Genomic DNA, 20712 nt, shown 5'->3' on the forward strand with positions numbered 1-20712 from the left:
CCCTTCTTCTTAAATCGTGCAGTGGCGTTTACTAGGTTGATTATTCCCGGTTCCATAGTGGTTTATGTTCGAGGGGAATGGTTTACTTGCCGTTTTCCTGCAATATCAAGTTGTCTGGGTATAATCGAGTGAGTTTTAAATAGTTGTATCCCAAGATGTTTGGGTTAGTAATATTGAAACGAAGAATAGCATTACCCAACCAAATAACAAAAGGACCACATCAAATAGTGGTCCTTTTTAAGTGTTGTATTAACAACGCAGTGGTAAGTTTATCGAACAACTAAGTAAATAGTCCGATCACCTCGTTGAATGTTAAGAGCCAAGATACTTGGGTTCTTATCCATGATTGCTCTTAAATCTGCGATATTTTTTACTCGTTGTCTGTTAACACCAATAATGATGTCGTCAGTCTGAAGTTGGTAGCTTTCCGCTGGTGAGCCTTTCGCAACACTGGTGACTTTGACACCTTCAATAGGGTCTGTTGCCGTGGTATTGCTTAACTCTGCACCTTGTAGCCCATGATGTAGATTGTCTGCTTTAGTTTTAGCATTGGTTGCTTCACCAAGCGTGACTTCGTAAGTTTTTTCTTTACCTTCACGAATGATGCCCAGTTTTACTGTTTTACCTGCACCTAAAGTTGCCACTTTCGCGCGTAATTCAGAGAAGGTTTCTATCTTCTTACCGTTCACCGATACAACGATATCACCAGCTTTTAAACCAGCTTTATCTGCTGCACTGTCGGGCACTACTTGGCTGACAAAGGCACCTTTAGTCGATGAATAGCCCATTGCTTCTGCAAGCTCAGAAGTGACCTCTCCGCCTTGTACACCTAGCATGCCTCGTTTTACTTCACCAAATTCTAGAATTTGGCTGGTGAGGTTCTTCATCATGTTCGACGGGATAGAGAAACCAATACCCACGTTTCCACCGTTAGGGCCAAGAATCGCGGTATTAATACCAATCAGTTCACCGTTCAGGTTGACCAGTGCACCACCTGAGTTACCGCTGTTAATCGCTGCATCGGTTTGAATGAAGTTTTCGAAGTTTTCAATGTTCAATCCACTTCGACCTAGAGCGGAAACAATCCCAGAGGTCACTGTTTGACCAAGACCAAATGGGTTACCGATTGCTACCGCGAAATCACCAACTCGAAGTTTATCCGAATCTGCAATCTTAATTTGCGTGAGATTTTCTGCTTTTTCTAGCTTCAGTAGCGCAATGTCAGACATCTGATCGCCGCCGACAAGCTCCGCATTCAGCTCTCTTCCATCATGCAATTTGACGCGAATTTTTTCTGCATTGTTGATGACGTGGTAGTTGGTCACAACGTAGCCTTTGCCCGAATCAATAATGACACCAGAACCTAGCGCTCTAAATGGGCGTTCTTGCATCTGTTCTACGGGAAAGTCTGGACCAAAGAAGAATCGGAATTGTTCGGGAAGCTTTTGTCGTGAAACTTGAGTGCCTTCCACTGCAATGCTTACCACTGCCGGTGTGACCTTTTCGAGCATAGGTGCCAAGCTAGGTACTTGCTCTCCATTTACAGATACAGGCAGTGCCGCAGTAGCTGGCATTGGTGTAATGATAGAACTTAAGCTTAAGGATAGGACCGTTAAAGCAAGCAAAGGTTTTTTCATCATGAAACTCCTCATTGATAAGTATCTGGTCGTGATTAATATTTGTGCTAAATATCAAACTTCAACAGACTCAGTGAGAGTTATGACTCAAAAACCTTTTTAAAGTTCACTAGAGATTGATTGTTATCAATATTGAATATTAATTAACTCGCTTTAACATCGATAACATCTGAAGAACGGAGAATGGTTTTTTCTTCGCTCTTTAAGAGGCCTGTTGCACCTAAAGCATAATCTTTTGGCTGCTCTTCTAGCGTATCGTCAGTATTGCTGTCCTCTTTTTGTTGAGCAACCTGTTTAACAAACGGATTATCTTGCTCTGGAAGATTTGGAAGTAACTCGCTAGAGGTTTTGGACATGTGCTGATAAAGCTTGGTGTAGTCTTTGCCAAGGGTATCAAGCATTTCAGCAGTTTGGGCGAAGTGATCAGCGAGCTCTTGACGCTGTTGTTCGAGTGCGTACTTCGCACCATCTAAATCTTTTTGTAAGGATTTCTGTGCTTTATATTGAGGCGTGGTTAAACGAGAAATCACAACGCCGGCAACAAGGCCAACTAACAATCCAACAATCGCATAAATCCAAGGCATAACAGCTCCTTATTGTTGTTATTTAACATGTTTTTCACCAGCTGGTTACACATGCGTATGTCTCATGGTACTATGAGTCCTCGAATGGATAAAGCAAAAAGCATGTGCTCTACATTGCAGTTTCTTCCCTCTTTTTTTGAGCAGATAGTCATGACTCCGAAGCAACGATACGAACAAGATTTAAAAAGGTCGGATTTTCAACAAGATGAAGCACAAGCTATGGCGGTAAACGCCTTAGATAACCTTTATCATCAGCTTATTGATTACCTGAATACGCCAGTGGTCAAACCATCTCGCTGGCAAAAGCTACTGGGAAAAAAAGAAGAAAAACCTCAACTACCTAAAGGTTTGTATTTTTGGGGAGGAGTAGGGCGCGGCAAAACATATCTGATGGATACTTTTTTTGACGCTTTGCCAACCGATAAAAAAATGCGGGTGCACTTTCATCGCTTTATGTATCGGGTGCATGATGAGTTAAAACTGTTGGATGATGTCAGTGATCCACTGGAGTTGATTGCTGATAAGTTCAGTAAAGAAGCTGTAGTTATCTGTTTTGACGAGTTTTTTGTATCTGATATTACTGATGCAATGATCTTGGGAACGCTATTTCAAGCCTTGTTCCAGCGAGGTGTTGTCTTAGTTGCAACGTCCAATATCCCGCCTAATGATCTCTATAGAAATGGTTTGCAGCGTGCACGGTTCTTACCCGCTATTGCTCTGATTGAAAAACATTGCCAGATTTTAAATGTGGATAGTGGTGTGGATTACCGTTTAAGAACATTGCAACAAGCGGAAATTTATCACTATCCGCTGGATACGAAAGCGTCAGAAAATCTTGATAAGTATTATGGGCAATTAGCGGGCAGTGAAAAGCCGAAACAGTGTCAGATAGAGATCAACCACCGTACTATTGATGTTATAGAAGCTAATGATGGTTTGCTCTATGCGTCATTTGCACAACTGTGCCAGACGGCTCGGAGTCAAAATGACTATATTGAGCTGTCAAAACTTTACCACACGGTGTTACTTGCTGAAGTTAAACAGATGGATCGCACCATCGATGATGCGGCGAGACGGTTTATTGCCTTAGTTGATGAGTTTTATGAGCGAAATGTGAAGCTCATTATTTCAGCAGAAGTGCCGTTAGAGCAGCTTTATACGCATGGACAGCTGGAGTTTGAATTTAAGCGTTGCCAGTCTCGTTTAATTGAGATGCAAAGCCATGATTACCTAGCTCAGGAACACTTAGCGTAATCCTTACAATATTGATAAGGAAAAATGACTTTTTTGTTTAAAAAGAGGTGATTTTTCCTTCACTCTTCTTTATAATCCTGCGACCCACCGTTACTGCAGGTCTTTTTAGGCCGGGAGTACCACCCACTCGAAGGGGTGTTGTCTGGGCTCTTAGACAGTGGGAGCAATTTGCTCCTTTAAGTGTAAATTTTAATTAACGGGTTATTATTAGCATGAAAACATTCGTTGCTAAACCAGAAACTGTAAAACGCGACTGGTATGTTGTAGACGCTGAAGGTAAAACTCTAGGCCGTCTAGCAAGTGAAATTGCATCTCGCCTACGTGGCAAACACAAAGCTGAATACACTCCACACGTAGACACTGGTGATTACATCATCGTTGTTAACGCGGAGAAAGTTGCTGTAACTGGTAACAAAGCTAAAGACAAAATGTACTACCGTCACACTGAATTCCCAGGTGGCCTAAAATCTTTCAGCTTCGAGAAGCTGATCGAGCGTAAGCCTGAGATGGTACTTGAGCTAGCGGTTAAAGGTATGCTTCCAAAAGGTCCTCTAGGCCGTGCTATGTACCGTAAGCTTAAAGTTTACGCAGGCGCTGAGCACAACCACGTTGCTCAACAACCTAAAGTACTAGACATCTAATTGGGGATATCGGAAATGGCAGAGAATCAATACTACGGCACTGGCCGTCGCAAAAGCTCAGCTGCACGCGTTTTTATTAAACCAGGCAGCGGCAACATCGTAATCAACAAGCGTAGCCTTGATGAATACTTCGGTCGTCCAACTTCTCGTATGGTTGTTAAACAACCTCTTGAGCTAGTTGAGATGGTAGAGAAACTAGATCTATACATCACTGTTAAAGGTGGTGGTATTTCTGGTCAAGCAGGTGCTATCCGTCACGGTATCACTCGCGCTCTTATGGAATACGATGAATCACTACGTCCTGCACTACGTGCGGCTGGCTACGTTACTCGTGACGCTCGTTGCGTTGAACGTAAGAAAGTTGGTCTACGTAAAGCACGTCGTCGTCCACAGTTCTCAAAACGTTAATCTTTCTTTACTGGAAGATGTTCGTTGGTCCAGTTTTACTGGATGGGAACAAAAAAAGCTCGGCTTATGCCGGGCTTTTTGTTTTTCTACACCTTTGAAAAAATTCATTTATCAATAATCACTTCCGAAACTTTTACAGCCTTACTTCCTTTTGTGACGTAACTTAGGGTTTGCTTCACAAATGTTACGAAAAGGTAGCTTTATCTTGTCAAAAAGTAGGGTTTTATTTATCATTTGCCGTCAAATAAATACAACTAAATTAGTATTTTGTTAGCCATGCTCTTAAGCGGAATAACAGCAATCCACAAGGAGCAAATGGGAGAATGTCTGGATGAGCAATGCGCCTTTGAACAACAGTCGCAGACGTTTCTTAACTGCGACAACTGCGGTTGTCGGTGGGTTAGGAGCGGCGGCAGTTGCTGTACCTTTTATAAAATCTTGGAACCCAAGTGCGAAAGCAAAAGCGGCCGGCGCCCCTGTCGAGGTTGATGTAAGCAAACTCGAGGAAGGGCAAATGGTTCGTGTTGAGTGGCGTGGTAAACCTGTATGGGTTGTTCGCCGTTCTCAAGTAATCGTTGATGCTCTTAAAGAGCACGATAATCAATTACGTGATCCGAATTCTGGTGAAGAACAGCAGCCGGATTACGCTCAAAACACTTATCGCTCAATTAAGCCTGAATATTTCATCGCTGTGGGTATCTGTACGCACCTAGGTTGCTCGCCAAGCTATTTGCCGGATTCTTTCAGTGAGCAAGTCCAAGGCGTTAAGTCAGGTTTCTTCTGTCCTTGTCACGGCTCGAAGTTTGACATGGCTGGACGTGTGTTCCAGGGCGTACCTGCACCACTGAACCTGGTCATTCCGAAGCATATGTATTTAAGCGATACAAGAATTGTCATCGGTCTCGATGAAACAGGGGAGGCATAATGCAAGCTCTACTTGATTGGGTAGAAAAACGTCTACCCGCGATGAACGCGTATAAAAAGCACCTTTCTGAATATCCAATGCCAAAGAACTTCAACTTTTGGTACCTTTTTGGTTCCTTGGCGATGTTGGTGCTGGTTAACCAAATCCTAACGGGTATTTGGTTGACGATGAACTACGTTCCTTCTGGTGAAGGTGCCTTCGCGTCTGTTGAATACATCATGCGTGATGTGGAGTTCGGTTGGTTGCTACGCTACATGCACTCAACGGGCGCTTCTGCATTCTTCGTGGTTGTGTATCTGCATATGTTCCGAGGCTTAATCTACGGTTCATATCAAAAACCTCGTGAACTTCTTTGGTTGTTCGGCATGCTGATTTTCTTGGTGCTGATGGCTGAAGCGTTTATGGGTTACTTGCTACCTTGGGGACAAATGTCTTACTGGGGTGCTCAGGTAATCATTTCTCTGTTTGGTGCGATTCCAGTCATCGGTGATGACTTAACACTATGGATTCGTGGCGACTACGTAATCTCTGGTGCAACGTTGAACCGTTTCTTTGCACTGCACGTAATTGCTTTACCAATCGTGTTACTACTGTTGATTGTTCTGCACATTCTTGCTCTGCATGAAGTGGGCTCAAACAACCCTGATGGTATCGAAACCAAGTTGCCTAAAGGCTCTATGGGTGACGATTACCAATCGCAGTTCAAGTTCCACGACTACTACTCTAAGAAATACGACATCATCGACTCTATTCCTTTCCATCCTTATGGAACGGTAAAAGATATGGTTGGTGTTGCTGGCTTCTTGTTCTTGTTCAGCTACGTGTTGTTCTTCAACCCAGAAATGGGTGGATACTTCCTTGAGCCGCCTAACTTTGAAGCTGCAAACCCACTGAAAACGCCAGCGCACATCGCGCCAGTTTGGTACTTCACGCCGTTCTATGCGATTTTGCGTGCAGTTCCGGATAAGCTGATTGGTGTTGTTGCTATGGGTGCCTCGATTGTCGTGCTGTTCCTATTGCCTTGGTTGGACCGTTGTAAAGTACGTTCTTACCGCTACCGCAGTAAGTTGCATTTAATCAACATTATTCAATTTACCATTTGTTTCATTGCTTTAGGTATTCTTGGTGCGCTACCAGCGACGCCAACTTATACCTTACTAGCTCGAATCTTTAGTTTAGGTTACTTCATGTTCTTCGTATTGCTGTTCTTCTACAGTAAAAATGAAGCAACCAAGCCACTACCAAAGAGGGTGACATTCAAATGAAAAAATGGATTGTAATTTTGTTTGCATTGTTGCCATCGATGGTGATGGCAGCAGGTGGAAATGTACATTTAGATAAAGCAGAAAATGATTTAACGGATCAAGCATCTTTGCAACGTGGTGCCAAGTTATTCATGAACTACTGTTTTGGATGTCACTCTACGCAATACCAACGTTATGAACGTGTTGCGACGGATTTAGGCATTCCAGCAGATTTAATGAAAGAGAATCTTATTTTCAACCCAACCACTAAGATTGGTGAGTTGATGGAAAACGCGATTCCTGATAAATCAGCTGCAAAATGGTTTGGTGCTCCACCGCCAGATTTGACTCTAGTCGCACGCGTACGTGGTGCTGATTGGCTATATACCTACTTGCGCTCATTCTATGCGGACCCAAGCCGTCCATTTGGTGTAAACAATATCGTTTTCCCGAGTGTAGGTATGCCACATGTTCTTGAAGAGCTACAAGGTACGCCAGAACCTATTTTCGATACTCATGAAGTCAATGGTGAAGAAGTTAAGGTTGTGGTCGGTACTAAGTCTCAAGGTAACGGTGAGTTAAGTGCAGGGGAATATGACCAAGCTGTACTGGATTTGGTTAACTTCCTGGAATACTCAGGCGAACCTGTTAAATTGGAACGCCAAGCTATGGGTTGGTGGGTATTCGCATTCTTAGTTGTGTTCACTATCGTTGTCGTGGCACTTAAGAAAGAATATTGGCGTGATGTGCACTAATTGTGCTATTATACCGCGCTAAATCCTAGTATTTAATTCTGCAATGGGGGCTTAGCCTCCATTGTTTTTTGTATCTGTGTAAGTGTGCTGGAGGGCTCCATGGCTGTAGCTGCCAATAAACGTTCTGTGATGACTCTATTTTCAAGTGCATCTGATATGTATAGCCATCAGGTTCGTATTGTGCTGGCTGAAAAAGGTGTCAGTGTTGAGGTTGAGTTGGTTGAGGATAATAACTTACCAGCTGAGCTAGTTGAGCTTAACCCATACAAAACAGTACCTACTTTAGTCGATCGTGAGCTTGCGCTTTATGATTCAAAAATCATCATGGAATACCTTGATGAACGTTTCCCACACCCGCCACTAATGCCTGTTTATCCGGTAGCTCGTGGTAATAGCCGCTTAATGATTTATCGCATTGAGAGAAACTGGTATTCACTTGCTGAAAAAGTCGTTAACGGCAAAGGTGAAGAAGCTGAATCTGCACGTAACAAACTACGTAACGATTTGCTAACTCTTGCACCAGTATTTGCTGAATATGAATACTTTATGAGTGAAGAGTTCAGCTTAATCGATTGTTATTTGGCTCCGCTATTATGGCGTTTACCTGTGCTAGGTATCGAATTAGTTGGCCCTGGGTCTAAAGAGCTGAAAGTTTATATGAACCGTGTATTTGAGCGCGATTCATTCCTAGCTTCTCTAACTGAAGCAGAACGCGAGATGCGTCTTGCTCGTTAATGGTTGTATTTGATGGATATTGATCAAATGACACCTCGTCGACCATATATGCTACGTGCATTTTATGATTGGTTGCTAGAAAACGATTTAACTCCTCATCTTGTTGTAGACGCGACGATGCGTGGTGTTCGAGTTCCTATGGAATACGTACAAGATGGACAAATCATCCTTAATGTGGCACCTCGTGCTGTCGGTAACTTAGAGTTAGGTAACGATGAAGTTACTTTCAATGCTCGATTTGGTGGCCGACCACAAGTTGTTGTTGTTCCGTTGTACGCTGTACAAGCGATTTATGCACGTGAAAACGGTGCCGGAACCATGTTTGATCCAGAGCCAGCTTACGAGCAAGAGCTTGATTCAGATATGATTGTGGAAGATGTCACAGACGAAAACATCGAAGTTGAATCTTCTATTGATGATGCTCCGTCAGATGATGAGCCACCTCGTCCAAAAGGCAAACCAAGTTTGCGTGTTGTGAAGTAATAAGTCGTGAAATAACACAAAAAAAGCAGCTCATTGAGCTGCTTTTTCTTTTTGAACTTTTTGTTCAGTTTTATTCATTGCCATATTTAAAGGCTCTGATTACCTGCTTCACGCCTGAGATGTTACGCGCAATTTCTGTCGCTTTATCGGCATGTTCATGAGATACGTAGCCAAATAAATACACTTCTTTGGCTTCTGTAATCACTTTAATCTTTGTGCCGTTAAGGTTTGAATCTGCCAGCAGAGCTGATTTTACTTTGGTTGTTATCCAGCTATCGTTACTTATTGCACTCACGGACAAAGGCTCGGCAATTTTGACCTGATTATGCAATTCTTTCACACCTTTGACTTTTTGTGCTTGAGCAATAAATTGGTCTAGTAATTCGGCATTTCTCGCTTGACCAAGAATAACGACAGTTCCTTGATATGAGCTTGCAACAAACCGAGCTGCGCCTCTGTAAGGTGCTTTGTTGCCAAGGCCTGCCACTTCAAACTCAATTTGGTTGTCGTTCCAAATCTGTTGTGTCGTTCGAGGATCTGTCACTAAATTCGCGGTCGTCGCAGCGCCAGCGATAAATAACCCGGCACACCCTGACAAATTCATTGCGGCACTTAATATTAACGCTAGGCGGAGAGACTTCATAACAAACCTTCTACTGTTATTCTTCGTGGGATGGGAATAGCACCTGATCAACCAAATCGCACAGACAGTGTAGTGTGAGCATATGTACTTCGTGGATGCGAGCAGTACGATGAGATGGAATACGAATTTCCACATCATTCTCACCTAACAAACCCGCCATTTCACCACCATCTTTACCTGTAAGCGCAATGATGGTCATATCGCGAGTTACCGCAGCTTCCATTGCTTTGATGATGTTTTTACTGTTACCACTGGTTGAAATAGCAAGTAAGATATCGCCCGGCTGACCGAATGCGCGAACTTGTTTAGAGAATACTTCTTGATAGTGGTAGTCGTTAGCAACCGCAGTCAAAGTAGTGATGTCTGCCGTTAAAGCCATTGCAGGTAAGCTAGGACGCTCAGTTTCAAAACGGTTAAGTAAACATGAGACAAACTGTTGAGCGTTAGAAGATGAACCACCATTACCACAACAGAGAATTTTGCTGCCGTTCAACAGGCTAGCAACAATCGCCTGTGAGGCATGTAAAATAGCATCTGGCAGTGCTTCTGCTGCTGCGATTTGAATCTGAATACTTTCAGTGAAACTGTCTTTAATGCTTTCTAGCATTGATTATCCTTCGGTAATTGCGTTTTTTATCCACTCAATATGGTTGCCACCACTGTGAATAGCGACCACATCAAATCTAAAATCTGTAGCATCAGCATTTAAGCCTTGCTTGAGCATCCACCAATTAGCTGCTTTGATCAAGCGGTGCTGTTTTTGTCTGGTCACACTTTCGGCTGCGTGACCATAATTTTGACTGTTACGGTATTTTACTTCGACAAAAACGATGGTGCTGCTTTCTTTCATTATCAGGTCTAACTCACCACCCCGAGCAAGGAAGTTTTTATCGATTAGAGATAAACCTTGACGGCGTAGATATTCCGCCGCCATTTGTTCAAACTGCTGGCCTTTACTGCGTTTGCTCAGAAGTAGTGCCATGCTCAGCCCAACTGATTTCGCGTTGTACTACACATTGGTCATCAATGCTAAGTACACCTGTTTGTCCATCAATGGTATATCCTTCGACGGTTTTCATTTGTGGAAGTTCAACCATTAAGCGATAAGCGTCCATACCCAGAGCTTGTAATCGACGTTCAGCGTTAGAATCTTTAGGCCACAATCGTTCCATCTGCTCAGAAATTTCTGCCTGAGGATGAATGAGAAGAGGAATGTCACTGTAGCTTACGCCAGTTAGGTCTTCATATTGGCGACCACCACCGTTACTTTTTGAGTTTGAGTAAAGCTTTGGTGGACGCGTGTCCGGGTTAATAGCCACTTCAATAAATGGCTTAATCAGAGTCAGTTCGTCACTGCTTGCAACTATGTATACCGCATCGATATCGCGGCGGCTACGAGGCTGACTTTCAAGCTTGATGTTAAGTAAGCTTTCCATTTGAGCAATGTTCTGTTGGCTATCTTGCAGACCAAATACATTGTTTATATTGCGTTGAAGCTGACGTTTGTTACCAAACAGATTTACAGCTACTTTGTTATCACTGTATTTACGCCACTCTTCATTGAAGGCTTCAACAACGCGTTCGCCATAACTGCTTTGAGGAGCGAGGATTAGAGGATATTGCGCGCCTTCAGCTGCGAGGTGTTTAGCTGCCTGTGCAACTTCCTGCTCTGGAGAGAGTGCGAGATAACAAATATCCGTGCCTTCGATCAATTCATCCGGAATGTTCAACGCGAGACTTGGGATCACGTGATCGCTAGTCCTATGTTGCTGCATCTGTGCGATGTTCTCTTTAAGCAGGGGACCCACGATGAAATCGATCTGCTTCTCTTGAATTTTGGCTTTTATTGCTTCTAAAGACTCAGTATTGGTATCGATGATAGTAAGTGTTGCGTTATCTTCACGCTTTTCATCATTCATCATTGCCATGATGAAACCATCGCGAATTAACTGAGCTTGTTTATCAAACTTGCCTGTTAGTGGCAGCAATAGTGCAGTGTTCACCGGCTGGATGATAGTGAGATTTAAGATATCTGTAATCGATTTTGGTGTATAGGTTGCTGCCGGATGGTTAGGATTTTCTTCCAACCATTTTTCAAGCGTATTCTTCAACTGTGGAATATCGCTGCCGTAAGTTTTTACATAGACAGCCAATTGTAACCAACCATCCAAAATATCTTCTTCCGGTTTCGTCGTCAGTTGAGTGATAGTTTGACCTGAATAGCGTTGCAAATTAGCCCAGATCTGATCAGAAATGGCTTCTTCTTGATCGCTTGGGATCATGCCATACAACGCAGACAATTCGCGGCTAGTGTCAAAAGGACGATCCAGCGCGGTAAAAATATCTGCTCGCATTTGATGGTATTGCACCCATTGAGAGTCAGCTAATGCCCATTGTGCGTTAAAGTTCAGCTGCTTGAGAGCTTGAGTATACTGCTCGGCATTCATAGAAAGCTGAGCTTTGCTCATTTGCCACTCAGCTTGTTGTACTTCACTAAGGTTTTGTTTTGACAGTCGATAAATGAGTAGCTGAGCTTGTTCGGTGTTGTTACTCGCGATAGAGGCTTTCATGGCCATAATTAACCAATCATTCTGCAAGCTCCCCTGACTACTGTCGGCTTTCATAAGATAATTTTGTGTCGGCTGGTTCGCTTCACCTGTGATATCAACATATTGAGGTGCTGAAGGTTTAGACGAACAAGCTGCTAACGTGATTGCTAATGCAACTGGAGCGAGTAAGCGTGGTACACTGATTCTCTGATGGTTATTTATAGCCATGAGTTCTTTTCATTATCCCGAGTGAAATTGTCTCTATATTAATCGTTGAAGTGATGGTAAACAAATGACAGATAACAAAACCTTGCCAGTAGAAGTCCCAACTTTATACATTGTTCCTACTCCGATAGGCAATTTAGGGGATATTACCCAGCGCGCCTTAGACGTGCTCTCAAGTGTTAATGTTATCGCAGCAGAAGATACTCGCCATACCGGCAAATTACTTGCTCACTTTAATATCCAAACCAAAACCTTCGCTTTGCATGATCACAACGAACAACAAAAAGCTCAAGTATTAGTTGAAAAATTGTTAGCTGGAGAATCAATTGCATTGGTTTCAGATGCTGGAACACCACTTATCAGTGACCCAGGATACCATTTGGTGACTCAATGTCGTCAGGCTGGAGTTAAAGTTGTGCCACTTCCTGGTGCATGTGCTGTTATCACTGCATTAAGTGCCTCTGGTCTGCCATCAGACCGCTTTAGCTTTGAAGGCTTCCTACCGGCCAAAAGCAAAGGCCGCAAAGATAAATTTATGGAAATCGCAAAAGTTGAGCGTACCTGTATCTTCTATGAATCTCCACACCGCATTACCGAATCATTGCAAGATATGTTGTCTGTGCTTGGGCCAGAACGTGAAGTGGTCTTGGCTCGTGAGTTGACGAAAACCTTTGAAACAATTCAAGGGATGCCGCTTGGTGATCTGATTGAATGGATTGAAGAAGACGAAAATCGCAAACGTGGCGAAATGGTACTGCTTATTCACGGTCACAGAGAGCAAGCAGATGAAGCTCTCCCAGATGAAGCGCTGCGTACGCTAGCGATTTTGACTAAAGAATTACCGCTAAAGAAAGCAGCAGCGCTTGCTGCTGAAATCTACAACTTGAAGAAAAATGCGCTGTATAAGTGGGGATTGGAAAATCTGGATTAATCGTCTGGATTTTAAGCACCTGAGTGTTAATTACCGTGCAAAAGGCATTCTTCCTAGACACTGAGTTGAGTTATCTATAGAATTCGCGCTCGGAGTTGACTGGGTAGTCGCTGCTTTGTTGATGTCCTTCGGGAGACTGGCGTTGAAGTCCTTTGGGAGACTGACGTTGACGTCCTTCGGGAGACTGACAAAGGGGAGGAAAGTCCGGGCTCCATAGAGCAGGGTGCCAGGTAACGCCTGGGGGGCGCAAGCCTACGACAAGTGCAGCAGAGAGAAGACCGCCGATGGCCCGCAAGGGATCAGGTAAGGGTGAAAGGGTGCGGTAAGAGCGCACCGTGCGACTGGCAACAGTTCGTAGCAAGGTAAACTCCACCCGGAGCAAGACCAAATAGGCCTCCACATTGCGTTGCTCGCGTAAGGAGGCGGGTAGGTTGCTTGAGCCAGTGAGTGATTGCTGGCCTAGACGAATGGCTACTGCCGCGCAAGCGGAACAGAACCCGGCTTATACGTCGACTCCACCTATTTCAGACCCATCATAACAACCTCGTTATGATGGGTTTTTTGCTTTATATTGACTTAGTTGATAGCAAAACCACTAAACTTGGTGCAATGTCACGCCCTATAAGCGCTTATGGGTAGCAGTAGTGTAATAATTCGGTACACTACAAGATGATTATTGACGGGCTGGCCCGCAGAACGAGAAACTTATGACTGACTCTTTCCAACATATTTCTGTACTTCTTCATGAATCAATTGATGGCTTAGCGATCAAACCTGATGGTATCTATATTGATGGAACTTTTGGTCGTGGTGGCCACAGTCGTACCATTCTGTCCAAGCTGGGTGAAAACGGTCACCTATACAGTATTGACCGCGATCCTCAAGCAATAGCAGAAGCACAGAAGATTGATGATCCTCGTTTCACTATCGTACATGGTCCATTCTCTGGTATCGCTGAATATGCTGAGCGTTATGATTTAGTTGGAAAAGTAGACGGCGTGCTGTTTGACTTAGGTGTATCGTCGCCACAACTTGATGATGCAGAGCGAGGCTTCAGTTTTATGAAAGATGGCCCTCTGGATATGCGTATGGATCCGACGTCAGGCATCCCTGTTTCTCAGTGGTTAATGGAAGCTGACCTTGATGACATTACTTGGGTTATTCGTGAGTTTGGTGAAGACAAACATGCTCGCCGTATCGCTAAAGCAATTGTTGCTTATCGTGAAGACGAAGAGAACGAGCCGTTAACGCGTACCAGTCAGTTAGCTAAGTTGATTTCTGATGCCGCGCCGAAAAGTTTTAAAGAGAAGAAGCACCCAGCAACCCGGTCTTTCCAAGCTTTCCGTATTTACATCAACAGTGAATTAGAAGAGATTGATACCGCATTGAAAGGGGCGGCATCTATTTTAGCTCCAGAAGGGCGCTTGTCGGTGATCAGCTTTCACTCGTTAGAAGACCGTATGGTGAAACGCTTTATCCGTAAAGAGAGTAAAGGTCCTGAAGTACCTCATGGTATTCCTCTTACTCAAGATCAAATCAAAGCTTTGGGTAGCGCGAATTTAAAAGCGATAGGCAAAGCAATTATGCCTTCGAAAGAAGAAGTTGAAATGAATCCACGCTCACGCAGTTCGGTTCTGCGTATTGCTGAGAAACTCTGATTTATTTATGCCTCAATCTAAGACTAACCTTGCCAAACTGATCGTCATTGACCTGTTTACTGTAGGTCGGGTGCCGTTAGTGTTATTAATCTTGATCTTTGCGAGTGCTATGGGCGTTGTGTTTACCACCCACCACACTCGCCAAGCTATTTCTGAAAAAGATCAGGCTTTTATGGAAAGGGATAGATTGGATAATGAATGGCGCAATTTGATTCTCGAAGAAACAGCGCTTGCTGAACACAGCCGAGTTCAAGAACTTGCTGAAAAAGATCTGGAAATGAAACGTCCGGATGCGGATAAGGAAGTTGTGGTTAACCTGAAATGAAAAAAAAGCCCGTTCAAGCAAAAGCTAAATCTAACAAATCCGCCACTAAACCTGCTCCATCTAAAGAAGCGATGCCAGCTCCAGTTTTCATCCGTTGGCGTTTCTATCTTCTTATTTTCTTTCTTCTGGCCGCTATGGCTGCGCTTATAGGGCGTGTTGCTTTTATCCAAGTCATCGAACCGGACAACTTGATTCGCGAAGGGGATATGCGCTCTATTCGTGCAAAAGAATTGCACTCTGCACGCGGTATTATCTCAGACCGAAATGGTGAGGCGATAGCCGTAAGTGTTCCTGTCGAAGCCGTATGGGCAGATCCGGTAGCGATCTTTAAACATGGCGGTTTGCAGGAAAAGGATCGTTGGCATGCGCTCGCTGATGTACTGGACTTAGACCGCAATGCATTGTTGAAAAAAATCTCAGATAACCGTACTCGTCGCTTTATCTATCTTCAACGCCAAGTCAGTCCTGCGATGGCTAAGTATATTCGAGAGTTAAAGCTAAAAGGTGTTGGTCTTAAAGCGGAATCTCGTCGTTACTATCCCGCAGGTGAAGTCAGTGCACACCTTATTGGTGTGACAGGTATTGATGGCCATGGTCTGGAAGGCGCAGAGCGCAGTTACGATAAATGGCTGACTGGTGAATCTGGCAAAAGTATTATCCGTAAAGACAGATATGGTCGCGTAGTTGAAAATATCTCGCTAGAAGAGAGTGAGGAAGGGAAACCACTGCAACTTACTGTTGACCAACGTCTGCAAGCAATCGCTTTTCGCGCAGTGAAACAGGCGATGGCCGATTACCGGGCAACGTCAGCTTCAGCTGTGATGTTGGATGTAAAAACCGGTGCTGTATTGGCGATGGTAAATGCGCCGTCATATAACCCGAATAACCGTAGCGACTGGCAAAGTTTTAAAATGCGCAACCGTGTGATTACGGATGCGTTTGAACCAGGATCTACAGTGAAACCTTTTGTGGTTCTTGCTGCTCTGGCGAATGGTATTGCAGATGAAAATACCATTATTGATACAGGTGATGGCGTGCTGCGGATTGGTGGTAGCCGTGTGCGTGATACATCTAAAGTCGGTAAAGCTAATCTACAGATGATTCTAAAGAAATCGAGTAACGTCGGTGTGACGAAACTTGCACTTAAGATGCCTCTCGAAGCGATGTTGGGAATGTATAACTCAGTTGGTCTGGGTGAAATGTCGGGACTAAACCTTGTTGGTGAAACCGCAGGTATTTTCCCTAGCCGCAATCGCTGGTCACAATTTGAAATTGCTACGCTCGCTTTTGGATATGGTCTGGCGGTTACCCCGATTCAGTTAGCTCATGCTTATGCTACTTTAGGCAATTACGGGGTTTACCAACCTATTCACATTATCGAAAACAATCAACAGGATCTGTCCCATCGAGTGGTGGAAGCTAAGTACGCCAAACAGGTACTGGAAATGTTAGAAACAGTGACTCAACCCGGTGGTACGGCCGTTAAAGCTGCGGTTCCTGGATATCGTATTGCCGCCAAATCAGGCACATCTCGTAAAGCCATTGCTGGTGGTTATAGTGACGAATACTTTGCCTACACCGCAGGAGTTGCTCCTGTAAGCGACCCGAGAATTTCTCTGGTGGTTATGGTCAATGAACCACAAGGTGATTCCTACTACGGCGGCGCAGTAGCGGGTCCTGTTTTCTCAGAGATCATGAAAGGGGCATTGCAAATTCTGAACATTGTCCCTGACGAAAACAAATTTCAAGAATAACAATTAGTGTGAGAATCCGAATGAACACTAGTAAGGCTTTATCTGAACTTATCTCCCCTTGGCTTCAAGCAAACCCTGCTTGGGCTAATATCTCCATTACTCGTTTAGATCTCGACAGCCGTAAAATTCAGGCTGGTGATACCTTTGTCGCTATTGTTGGTCATACCGTAGACGGCAGAAAATACATAGATGCCGCTATCGAGCGTGGAGCGAATGCCGTATTAGCTCAAGCGTGTCCACTCAAAAATCACGGCGATGTTGAATGGAAATCGGATGTTCCGGTTATCTATATTGATCAACTTGAACAGCATTTGTCTGAGCTGGCTGGAAATCTTTATGGAGATCATCAGAGTCGTGTAGTGGGCGTTACCGGGACCAACGGTAAAACCACCATCACTCAGCTTATTGCACAATGGATTGATTTGTTAGGGAAAAAAGCAGCAGTGATGGGGACCACAGGTAATGGCTTCCTCGCTAACTTAGCTCCTGCAGCAAACACCACTGGTAGCGCGATTGATATTCAAGCTCAGCTGTATCAACTCTCTGAGCAAGGGGCAGAGTTCACCGCATTAGAAGTATCTTCCCACGGTTTGGTGCAAGGGCGAGTGAAAAAGCTCAGTTTCGATGTCGGTGTATTCTCGAACTTAAGTCGTGACCATTTGGATTATCACGGCACCATGGAAGAGTATGCGAAGGCTAAGTTTTCTCTCTTCACCGAGCACCAATGTAAAAATGCGATCATCAACGTTGATGATGCAGTAGGCTTGGAGTGGAGCGCTAGGTTACCTCACGCTGTTGGTATTTCTCTGAAATCAAAACCGAATACAGAGCGAGCGCTTTGGGCAACGCAGGTTAATTATGCAGAAACAGGAATCACCCTTACCTTTGACGGTAGTTGGGGTGCTGGCAAACTGCATGTGCCTTTGATTGGTGAATTTAACGCATCAAACGTTTTACAGGCTTTTGCGGCTATGCTGGCTTTAGGGTTTGCTAAAGAAGAGTTGATAAAAACAGCACCTCAATTAAAACCAGTGCTTGGTCGCATGGAGTTGTTCCAAGTGCCAAACAAAGCAAAAGTGGTTGTGGATTACGCTCATACCCCTGACGCACTAGAAAAAGCGCTTCAGGCTCTTCGAGTTCATTGTCGTGGTAAACTATGGGCAATTGTTGGTTGTGGCGGTGACCGAGATAAGGGTAAACGTCCAATGATGGCTTCGATTGCTGAAAAGTTTGCCGATCGTGTCATCCTCACTGATGACAATCCGCGTAGTGAAGACCCGGCCGCTATTGTACAAGATATGCTGGCAGGCCTAGCCAAACCGAACGAAGCTCAGGTTGAGCACAGCCGATTTTTGGCAGCGAAATTTGCGGTTGATAACGCTGAAGCGGACGACATCATCCTACTGGCCGGAAAAGGCCATGAAGATTATCAAGTGATGGCGCATGAAACCATTCATTATTCAGACCGAGAGTCTGCACAAACACTGTTGGGGTTAGCATTATGATCAAAACATCGTTATCCCAGTTAAGTGAAGTTTTAAGTGCACGTTTAGTCGGTCAAGATTGCAACATCGAAGCGGTAACTACAGACACTCGTCAGGTGCCTGAGAAGGCTCTGTTTGTCGCACTAGTCGGTGAACGTTTTGATGCTCATGACTTCGCACAACAAGCTTTAGATAATGGTGCTTGTGCGCTTTTGGTGGAACGAGAGTTAGATATTGCCTTACCGCAGTTAATTGTTGCCAATAGCAAATTAGCATTAGGTAAACTCGGTCAATGGGTTCACCAAGTATGCGCGACACCGACAGTGGCGATTACTGGCAGCTGTGGTAAAACCACCGTCAAAGAGATGGTGGCGAGTATTTTGTCTTCCAAAGGACAGGTACTTTTCACTTCGGGTAACTTTAACAATGATATTGGTGTGCCTCTGACTCTGCTTCGTTCGACGGAGCTAGATGATTACGCGGTCATCGAACTAGGTGCAAACCACATTGGTGAAATCGCTTATACCACCGAACTTGCTCAACCAGACGTTGCCTTAGTAAACAACGTGGCTGCTGCACACTTGGAGGGGTTCGGCTCTATTAACGGTGTGAAACGTGCCAAAGGTGAAATTTATCAAGGTTTAAAAGCTGCAAGTACGGCGATAGTTAATCTTGAAAGCAATGGTGGCGAACTGTGGCAATCTGTGTTGGCTGACAAAACGGTGAAAACCTTTTCAGACCTGGACACGAGTGCAGATTTTCATGCTAAGAATGTTGAACTGGATTCAGCCGGTCAAGCGTCATTTGATATGGTGACACCCGTTGGTGAAATCCGTATTTCTTTAAACATCATTGGTCAGCACAACGTGTCTAATGCGTTAGCGGCATCGACTCTGGCAATTGAAATGGGTGCGACACTCAACGAAATTCAATTTGGCTTGTCTCATTTACCGAAGGTAAAAGGCCGAGTGGATGTGCAAAAATTAGCAGATAACATCACCTTAATTGATGACAGTTATAACGCGAGTGTTCCGGCTATGAAGGCTGCGGTTGACTTGTTGGCGAGTTTTTCTGACAGCCGTTGGTTAATTTTAGGCAATATGGCGGAGTTGGGTGACGAAAGTCTTGCACTTCACCAACAAGTCGGAGAACATGCTGCACCATTCAATTTTGAATTTGTCTTGACCTATGGCGCTGACGCGAAAGTGATTAGCGATGTTTGTCATGGTAAGCATTTTGAAAGTCATCAAGAGATGATCAGTTTCATCGAGCAGGTTCTAGAACAACAACAGAATCGTTCTCATGTGCTGTTAGTCAAAGGCGCTAATAGTGCAGGTATGAGTAAGATTGCTGCTGCTCTTAAGGAGAATTACTCATGATTATTTGGCTAGCGGAGTTACTCCAGCCATATTTTTCGTTTTTTCGTTTGTTCGAATACCTATCATTTCGAGCAATTGTGAGCATTTTGACTGCACTTGGATTGTCGTTATGGATGGGACCTCACTTAATTAAGCGCTTACAGCTTCTGCAAATTGGTCAAGTCGTTCGTAATGACGGACCAGAATCTCACTTTAGTAAGCGTGGAACACCGACTATGGGCGGTGTGATGATCTTAGCGTCAATTTTTGCCACAGTTCTACTTTGGGCGGATCTTTCCAATCCTTACGTGTGGGCAGTATTAGCGGTGCTTGGTGGTTATGGTGCCGTCGGTTTTGTGGATGATTATCGTAAAGTGGTGCGTAAAAACACCGATGGTTTGATTGCCCGCTGGAAATACTTCTGGCAATCAGCAATTGCTTTGGTTGTTGCTTTTGCATTGTATACCCATGGTAAAGATACGGCTGCGACTCAACTTGTTGTTCCGTTCTTCAAAGACATCATGCCTCAGTTGGGAATGCTCTACATTGTTCTGACTTATTTTGTCATTGTTGGCACCAGTAACGCCGTAAACCTTACTGATGGTTTAGACGGTCTTGCTATTATGCCAACTGTGCTTGTGTCGGCTGGTTTTGGTGTGATTGCATGGGCAACGGGTAACGTTAACTTTGCAAGTTACCTTCACATTCCATATATCCCGTACACTTCGGAGTTGGTGGTTGTGTGTACCGCTATTGTTGGTGCTGGTTTAGGTTTCTTATGGTTTAACACTTACCCTGCACAAGTGTTTATGGGCGATGTAGGTTCTCTGGCTCTTGGTGGCGCTTTAGGCACCATCGCTGTACTTGTTCGCCAAGAATTTGTATTGGTTATCATGGGCGGTGTATTCGTTATGGAAACCATTTCCGTGATCCTACAGGTGGGTTCATACAAACTACGTGGTCAACGTATTTTCCGTATGGCGCCAATTCATCACCACTATGAACTGAAAGGCTGGCCAGAGCCGCGCGTCATCGTGCGTTTTTGGATCATCTCTATTGTGTTAGTTTTAATTGGCTTAGCGACTCTTAAAGTACGTTAACAGCTAAAGTACGTTAGTT

21 protein-coding genes and 1 other RNA gene are annotated in these 20712 nt (G+C 44.2%); 16 read left to right on the top strand and 6 right to left on the bottom strand.

Annotated elements, in window-relative coordinates:
• Window positions 1–269: 269 nt before the first annotated feature.
• Window positions 270–1637 carry a Do family serine endopeptidase gene (locus HUO09_RS00085; RefSeq protein WP_167410815.1) on the bottom strand — a complete coding sequence of 456 codons (1368 nt, stop codon included), beginning with the start codon at window positions 1635–1637 and terminating at the stop codon, window positions 270–272.
• A 143-nt stretch (window positions 1638–1780) separates the two neighbouring features.
• On the bottom strand, window positions 1781–2221 hold the full coding sequence (gene zapG / locus HUO09_RS00090; protein ID WP_167410796.1) for a Z-ring associated protein ZapG: 441 nt from the start codon (window positions 2219–2221) through the stop codon (window positions 1781–1783).
• Between the two features lie 150 nt (window positions 2222–2371).
• Between zapG and zapE the strand changes: the two genes are divergently transcribed.
• From zapE to sspB, 8 genes are all read left to right on the top strand, one after another.
• The gene (zapE, locus tag HUO09_RS00095) at window positions 2372–3475 is read left to right on the top strand and encodes a cell division protein ZapE (protein WP_188233164.1); all 1104 of its coding nucleotides are present in this window, start codon (window positions 2372–2374) and stop codon (window positions 3473–3475) included.
• A gap of 212 nt (window positions 3476–3687) precedes the next feature.
• Window positions 3688–4116, top strand: a complete 429-nt coding sequence (gene rplM, locus HUO09_RS00100; protein ID WP_167410795.1) for a 50S ribosomal protein L13 — start codon at window positions 3688–3690, stop codon at window positions 4114–4116.
• A 15-nt stretch (window positions 4117–4131) separates the two neighbouring features.
• Complete coding sequence (gene rpsI, locus HUO09_RS00105; RefSeq protein WP_042480501.1) at window positions 4132–4524, top strand: 30S ribosomal protein S9; 393 nt, start codon at window positions 4132–4134, stop codon at window positions 4522–4524.
• Window positions 4525–4855: 331 nt separating this feature from the next.
• Window positions 4856–5449, top strand: a complete 594-nt coding sequence (gene petA / locus HUO09_RS00110) for a ubiquinol-cytochrome c reductase iron-sulfur subunit (protein WP_042480497.1) — start codon at window positions 4856–4858, stop codon at window positions 5447–5449.
• Window positions 5449–6714 (top strand): cytochrome bc complex cytochrome b subunit, encoded by a 1266-nt coding sequence (locus HUO09_RS00115; protein WP_042480494.1) that lies wholly within the window; start codon window positions 5449–5451, stop codon window positions 6712–6714. The genes petA and HUO09_RS00115 overlap by 1 nt, the downstream gene beginning before the upstream one ends.
• On the top strand, window positions 6711–7448 hold the full coding sequence (locus tag HUO09_RS00120; protein WP_167410794.1) for a cytochrome c1: 738 nt from the start codon (window positions 6711–6713) through the stop codon (window positions 7446–7448). Before HUO09_RS00115 ends, HUO09_RS00120 begins: the two co-directional genes overlap by 4 nt.
• 99 nt (window positions 7449–7547) lie before the next feature.
• A complete protein-coding gene (gene sspA, locus HUO09_RS00125; RefSeq protein ID WP_167410793.1) occupies window positions 7548–8183 on the top strand; it encodes a stringent starvation protein SspA in 636 nt (211 codons plus the stop codon).
• A 12-nt stretch (window positions 8184–8195) separates the two neighbouring features.
• Entirely contained in the window at window positions 8196–8666 is a 471-nt protein-coding gene (gene sspB, locus HUO09_RS00130; RefSeq protein WP_167410792.1) for a ClpXP protease specificity-enhancing factor, read from the top strand.
• 70 nt (window positions 8667–8736) lie between these two features.
• On the opposite strand, the gene HUO09_RS00135 is transcribed toward sspB, so the two are convergent.
• Genes HUO09_RS00135 through HUO09_RS00150 form a run of 4 tightly spaced genes read right to left on the bottom strand, consistent with a single transcriptional unit; the run spans window position 8737 to window position 12080 of the window.
• The gene (locus HUO09_RS00135) at window positions 8737–9309 is read right to left on the bottom strand and encodes a BON domain-containing protein (protein WP_188232651.1); all 573 of its coding nucleotides are present in this window, start codon (window positions 9307–9309) and stop codon (window positions 8737–8739) included.
• Window positions 9310–9325: 16 nt separating this feature from the next.
• Window positions 9326–9916: a phosphoheptose isomerase gene (locus HUO09_RS00140; RefSeq protein WP_042480478.1), complete on the bottom strand. Its 591-nt coding sequence runs from the start codon at window positions 9914–9916 to the stop codon at window positions 9326–9328.
• A 3-nt stretch (window positions 9917–9919) separates the two neighbouring features.
• Window positions 9920–10291, bottom strand: a complete 372-nt coding sequence (locus HUO09_RS00145) for a YraN family protein (protein ID WP_167410790.1) — start codon at window positions 10289–10291, stop codon at window positions 9920–9922.
• On the bottom strand, window positions 10263–12080 hold the full coding sequence (locus tag HUO09_RS00150; protein ID WP_188233165.1) for a penicillin-binding protein activator: 1818 nt from the start codon (window positions 12078–12080) through the stop codon (window positions 10263–10265). Before HUO09_RS00150 ends, HUO09_RS00145 begins: the two co-directional genes overlap by 29 nt.
• A gap of 70 nt (window positions 12081–12150) precedes the next feature.
• On the opposite strand from HUO09_RS00150, the gene rsmI reads away from it, so the two are divergent.
• The 8 genes from rsmI (at window position 12151) to mraY (ending at window position 20693) form a co-directional block, all read left to right on the top strand.
• Entirely contained in the window at window positions 12151–13014 is an 864-nt protein-coding gene (rsmI, locus tag HUO09_RS00155) for a 16S rRNA (cytidine(1402)-2'-O)-methyltransferase (RefSeq protein WP_188232652.1), read from the top strand.
• Between the two features lie 91 nt (window positions 13015–13105).
• An RNA gene (rnpB, locus tag HUO09_RS00160) (RNase P RNA component class A) lies at window positions 13106–13535 on the top strand.
• Between the two features lie 186 nt (window positions 13536–13721).
• On the top strand, window positions 13722–14672 hold the full coding sequence (rsmH, locus tag HUO09_RS00165) for a 16S rRNA (cytosine(1402)-N(4))-methyltransferase RsmH (RefSeq protein ID WP_167410788.1): 951 nt from the start codon (window positions 13722–13724) through the stop codon (window positions 14670–14672).
• A 7-nt stretch (window positions 14673–14679) separates the two neighbouring features.
• Window positions 14680–14997: a cell division protein FtsL gene (gene ftsL / locus HUO09_RS00170; RefSeq protein ID WP_167410787.1), complete on the top strand. Its 318-nt coding sequence runs from the start codon at window positions 14680–14682 to the stop codon at window positions 14995–14997.
• Window positions 14994–16751 carry a penicillin-binding transpeptidase domain-containing protein gene (locus HUO09_RS00175; protein ID WP_167410786.1) on the top strand — a complete coding sequence of 586 codons (1758 nt, stop codon included), beginning with the start codon at window positions 14994–14996 and terminating at the stop codon, window positions 16749–16751. The genes ftsL and HUO09_RS00175 overlap by 4 nt, the downstream gene beginning before the upstream one ends.
• A 20-nt stretch (window positions 16752–16771) precedes the next feature.
• Window positions 16772–18256 carry a UDP-N-acetylmuramoyl-L-alanyl-D-glutamate--2,6-diaminopimelate ligase gene (gene murE, locus HUO09_RS00180; RefSeq protein WP_188232653.1) on the top strand — a complete coding sequence of 495 codons (1485 nt, stop codon included), beginning with the start codon at window positions 16772–16774 and terminating at the stop codon, window positions 18254–18256.
• Window positions 18253–19614 carry a UDP-N-acetylmuramoyl-tripeptide--D-alanyl-D-alanine ligase gene (gene murF / locus HUO09_RS00185; RefSeq protein ID WP_188232654.1) on the top strand — a complete coding sequence of 454 codons (1362 nt, stop codon included), beginning with the start codon at window positions 18253–18255 and terminating at the stop codon, window positions 19612–19614. The genes murE and murF overlap by 4 nt, the downstream gene beginning before the upstream one ends.
• Window positions 19611–20693 (top strand): phospho-N-acetylmuramoyl-pentapeptide-transferase, encoded by a 1083-nt coding sequence (gene mraY / locus HUO09_RS00190; RefSeq protein ID WP_188232655.1) that lies wholly within the window; start codon window positions 19611–19613, stop codon window positions 20691–20693. The genes murF and mraY overlap by 4 nt, the downstream gene beginning before the upstream one ends.
• Window positions 20694–20712: the final 19 nt, after the last annotated feature.

The organism is Vibrio sp. Y2-5 (assembly GCF_014596725.1).
Taxonomy (GTDB): domain Bacteria; phylum Pseudomonadota; class Gammaproteobacteria; order Enterobacterales; family Vibrionaceae; genus Vibrio.

Excerpts from the sequence above, each read along its gene's own strand:
- HUO09_RS00085 (WP_167410815.1), bottom strand. The coding sequence starts at position 1,637 with ATGAAAAAACCTTTGCTTGCTTTAACGGTCCTATCCTTAAGCTTAAGT.
- zapG (WP_167410796.1), bottom strand. The coding sequence starts at position 2,221 with ATGCCTTGGATTTATGCGATTGTTGGATTGTTAGTTGGCCTTGTTGCC.
- zapE (WP_188233164.1), top strand. The coding sequence starts at position 2,372 with ATGACTCCGAAGCAACGATACGAACAAGATTTAAAAAGGTCGGATTTT.
- rplM (WP_167410795.1), top strand. The coding sequence starts at position 3,688 with ATGAAAACATTCGTTGCTAAACCAGAAACTGTAAAACGCGACTGGTAT.
- rpsI (WP_042480501.1), top strand. The coding sequence starts at position 4,132 with ATGGCAGAGAATCAATACTACGGCACTGGCCGTCGCAAAAGCTCAGCT.
- petA (WP_042480497.1), top strand. The coding sequence starts at position 4,856 with ATGAGCAATGCGCCTTTGAACAACAGTCGCAGACGTTTCTTAACTGCG.
- HUO09_RS00115 (WP_042480494.1), top strand. The coding sequence starts at position 5,449 with ATGCAAGCTCTACTTGATTGGGTAGAAAAACGTCTACCCGCGATGAAC.
- HUO09_RS00120 (WP_167410794.1), top strand. The coding sequence starts at position 6,711 with ATGAAAAAATGGATTGTAATTTTGTTTGCATTGTTGCCATCGATGGTG.
- sspA (WP_167410793.1), top strand. The coding sequence starts at position 7,548 with ATGGCTGTAGCTGCCAATAAACGTTCTGTGATGACTCTATTTTCAAGT.
- sspB (WP_167410792.1), top strand. The coding sequence starts at position 8,196 with ATGGATATTGATCAAATGACACCTCGTCGACCATATATGCTACGTGCA.
- HUO09_RS00135 (WP_188232651.1), bottom strand. The coding sequence starts at position 9,309 with ATGAAGTCTCTCCGCCTAGCGTTAATATTAAGTGCCGCAATGAATTTG.
- HUO09_RS00140 (WP_042480478.1), bottom strand. The coding sequence starts at position 9,916 with ATGCTAGAAAGCATTAAAGACAGTTTCACTGAAAGTATTCAGATTCAA.
- HUO09_RS00145 (WP_167410790.1), bottom strand. The coding sequence starts at position 10,291 with ATGGCACTACTTCTGAGCAAACGCAGTAAAGGCCAGCAGTTTGAACAA.
- rsmI (WP_188232652.1), top strand. The coding sequence starts at position 12,151 with ATGACAGATAACAAAACCTTGCCAGTAGAAGTCCCAACTTTATACATT.
- rsmH (WP_167410788.1), top strand. The coding sequence starts at position 13,722 with ATGACTGACTCTTTCCAACATATTTCTGTACTTCTTCATGAATCAATT.
- ftsL (WP_167410787.1), top strand. The coding sequence starts at position 14,680 with ATGCCTCAATCTAAGACTAACCTTGCCAAACTGATCGTCATTGACCTG.
- HUO09_RS00175 (WP_167410786.1), top strand. The coding sequence starts at position 14,994 with ATGAAAAAAAAGCCCGTTCAAGCAAAAGCTAAATCTAACAAATCCGCC.
- murE (WP_188232653.1), top strand. The coding sequence starts at position 16,772 with ATGAACACTAGTAAGGCTTTATCTGAACTTATCTCCCCTTGGCTTCAA.
- murF (WP_188232654.1), top strand. The coding sequence starts at position 18,253 with ATGATCAAAACATCGTTATCCCAGTTAAGTGAAGTTTTAAGTGCACGT.
- mraY (WP_188232655.1), top strand. The coding sequence starts at position 19,611 with ATGATTATTTGGCTAGCGGAGTTACTCCAGCCATATTTTTCGTTTTTT.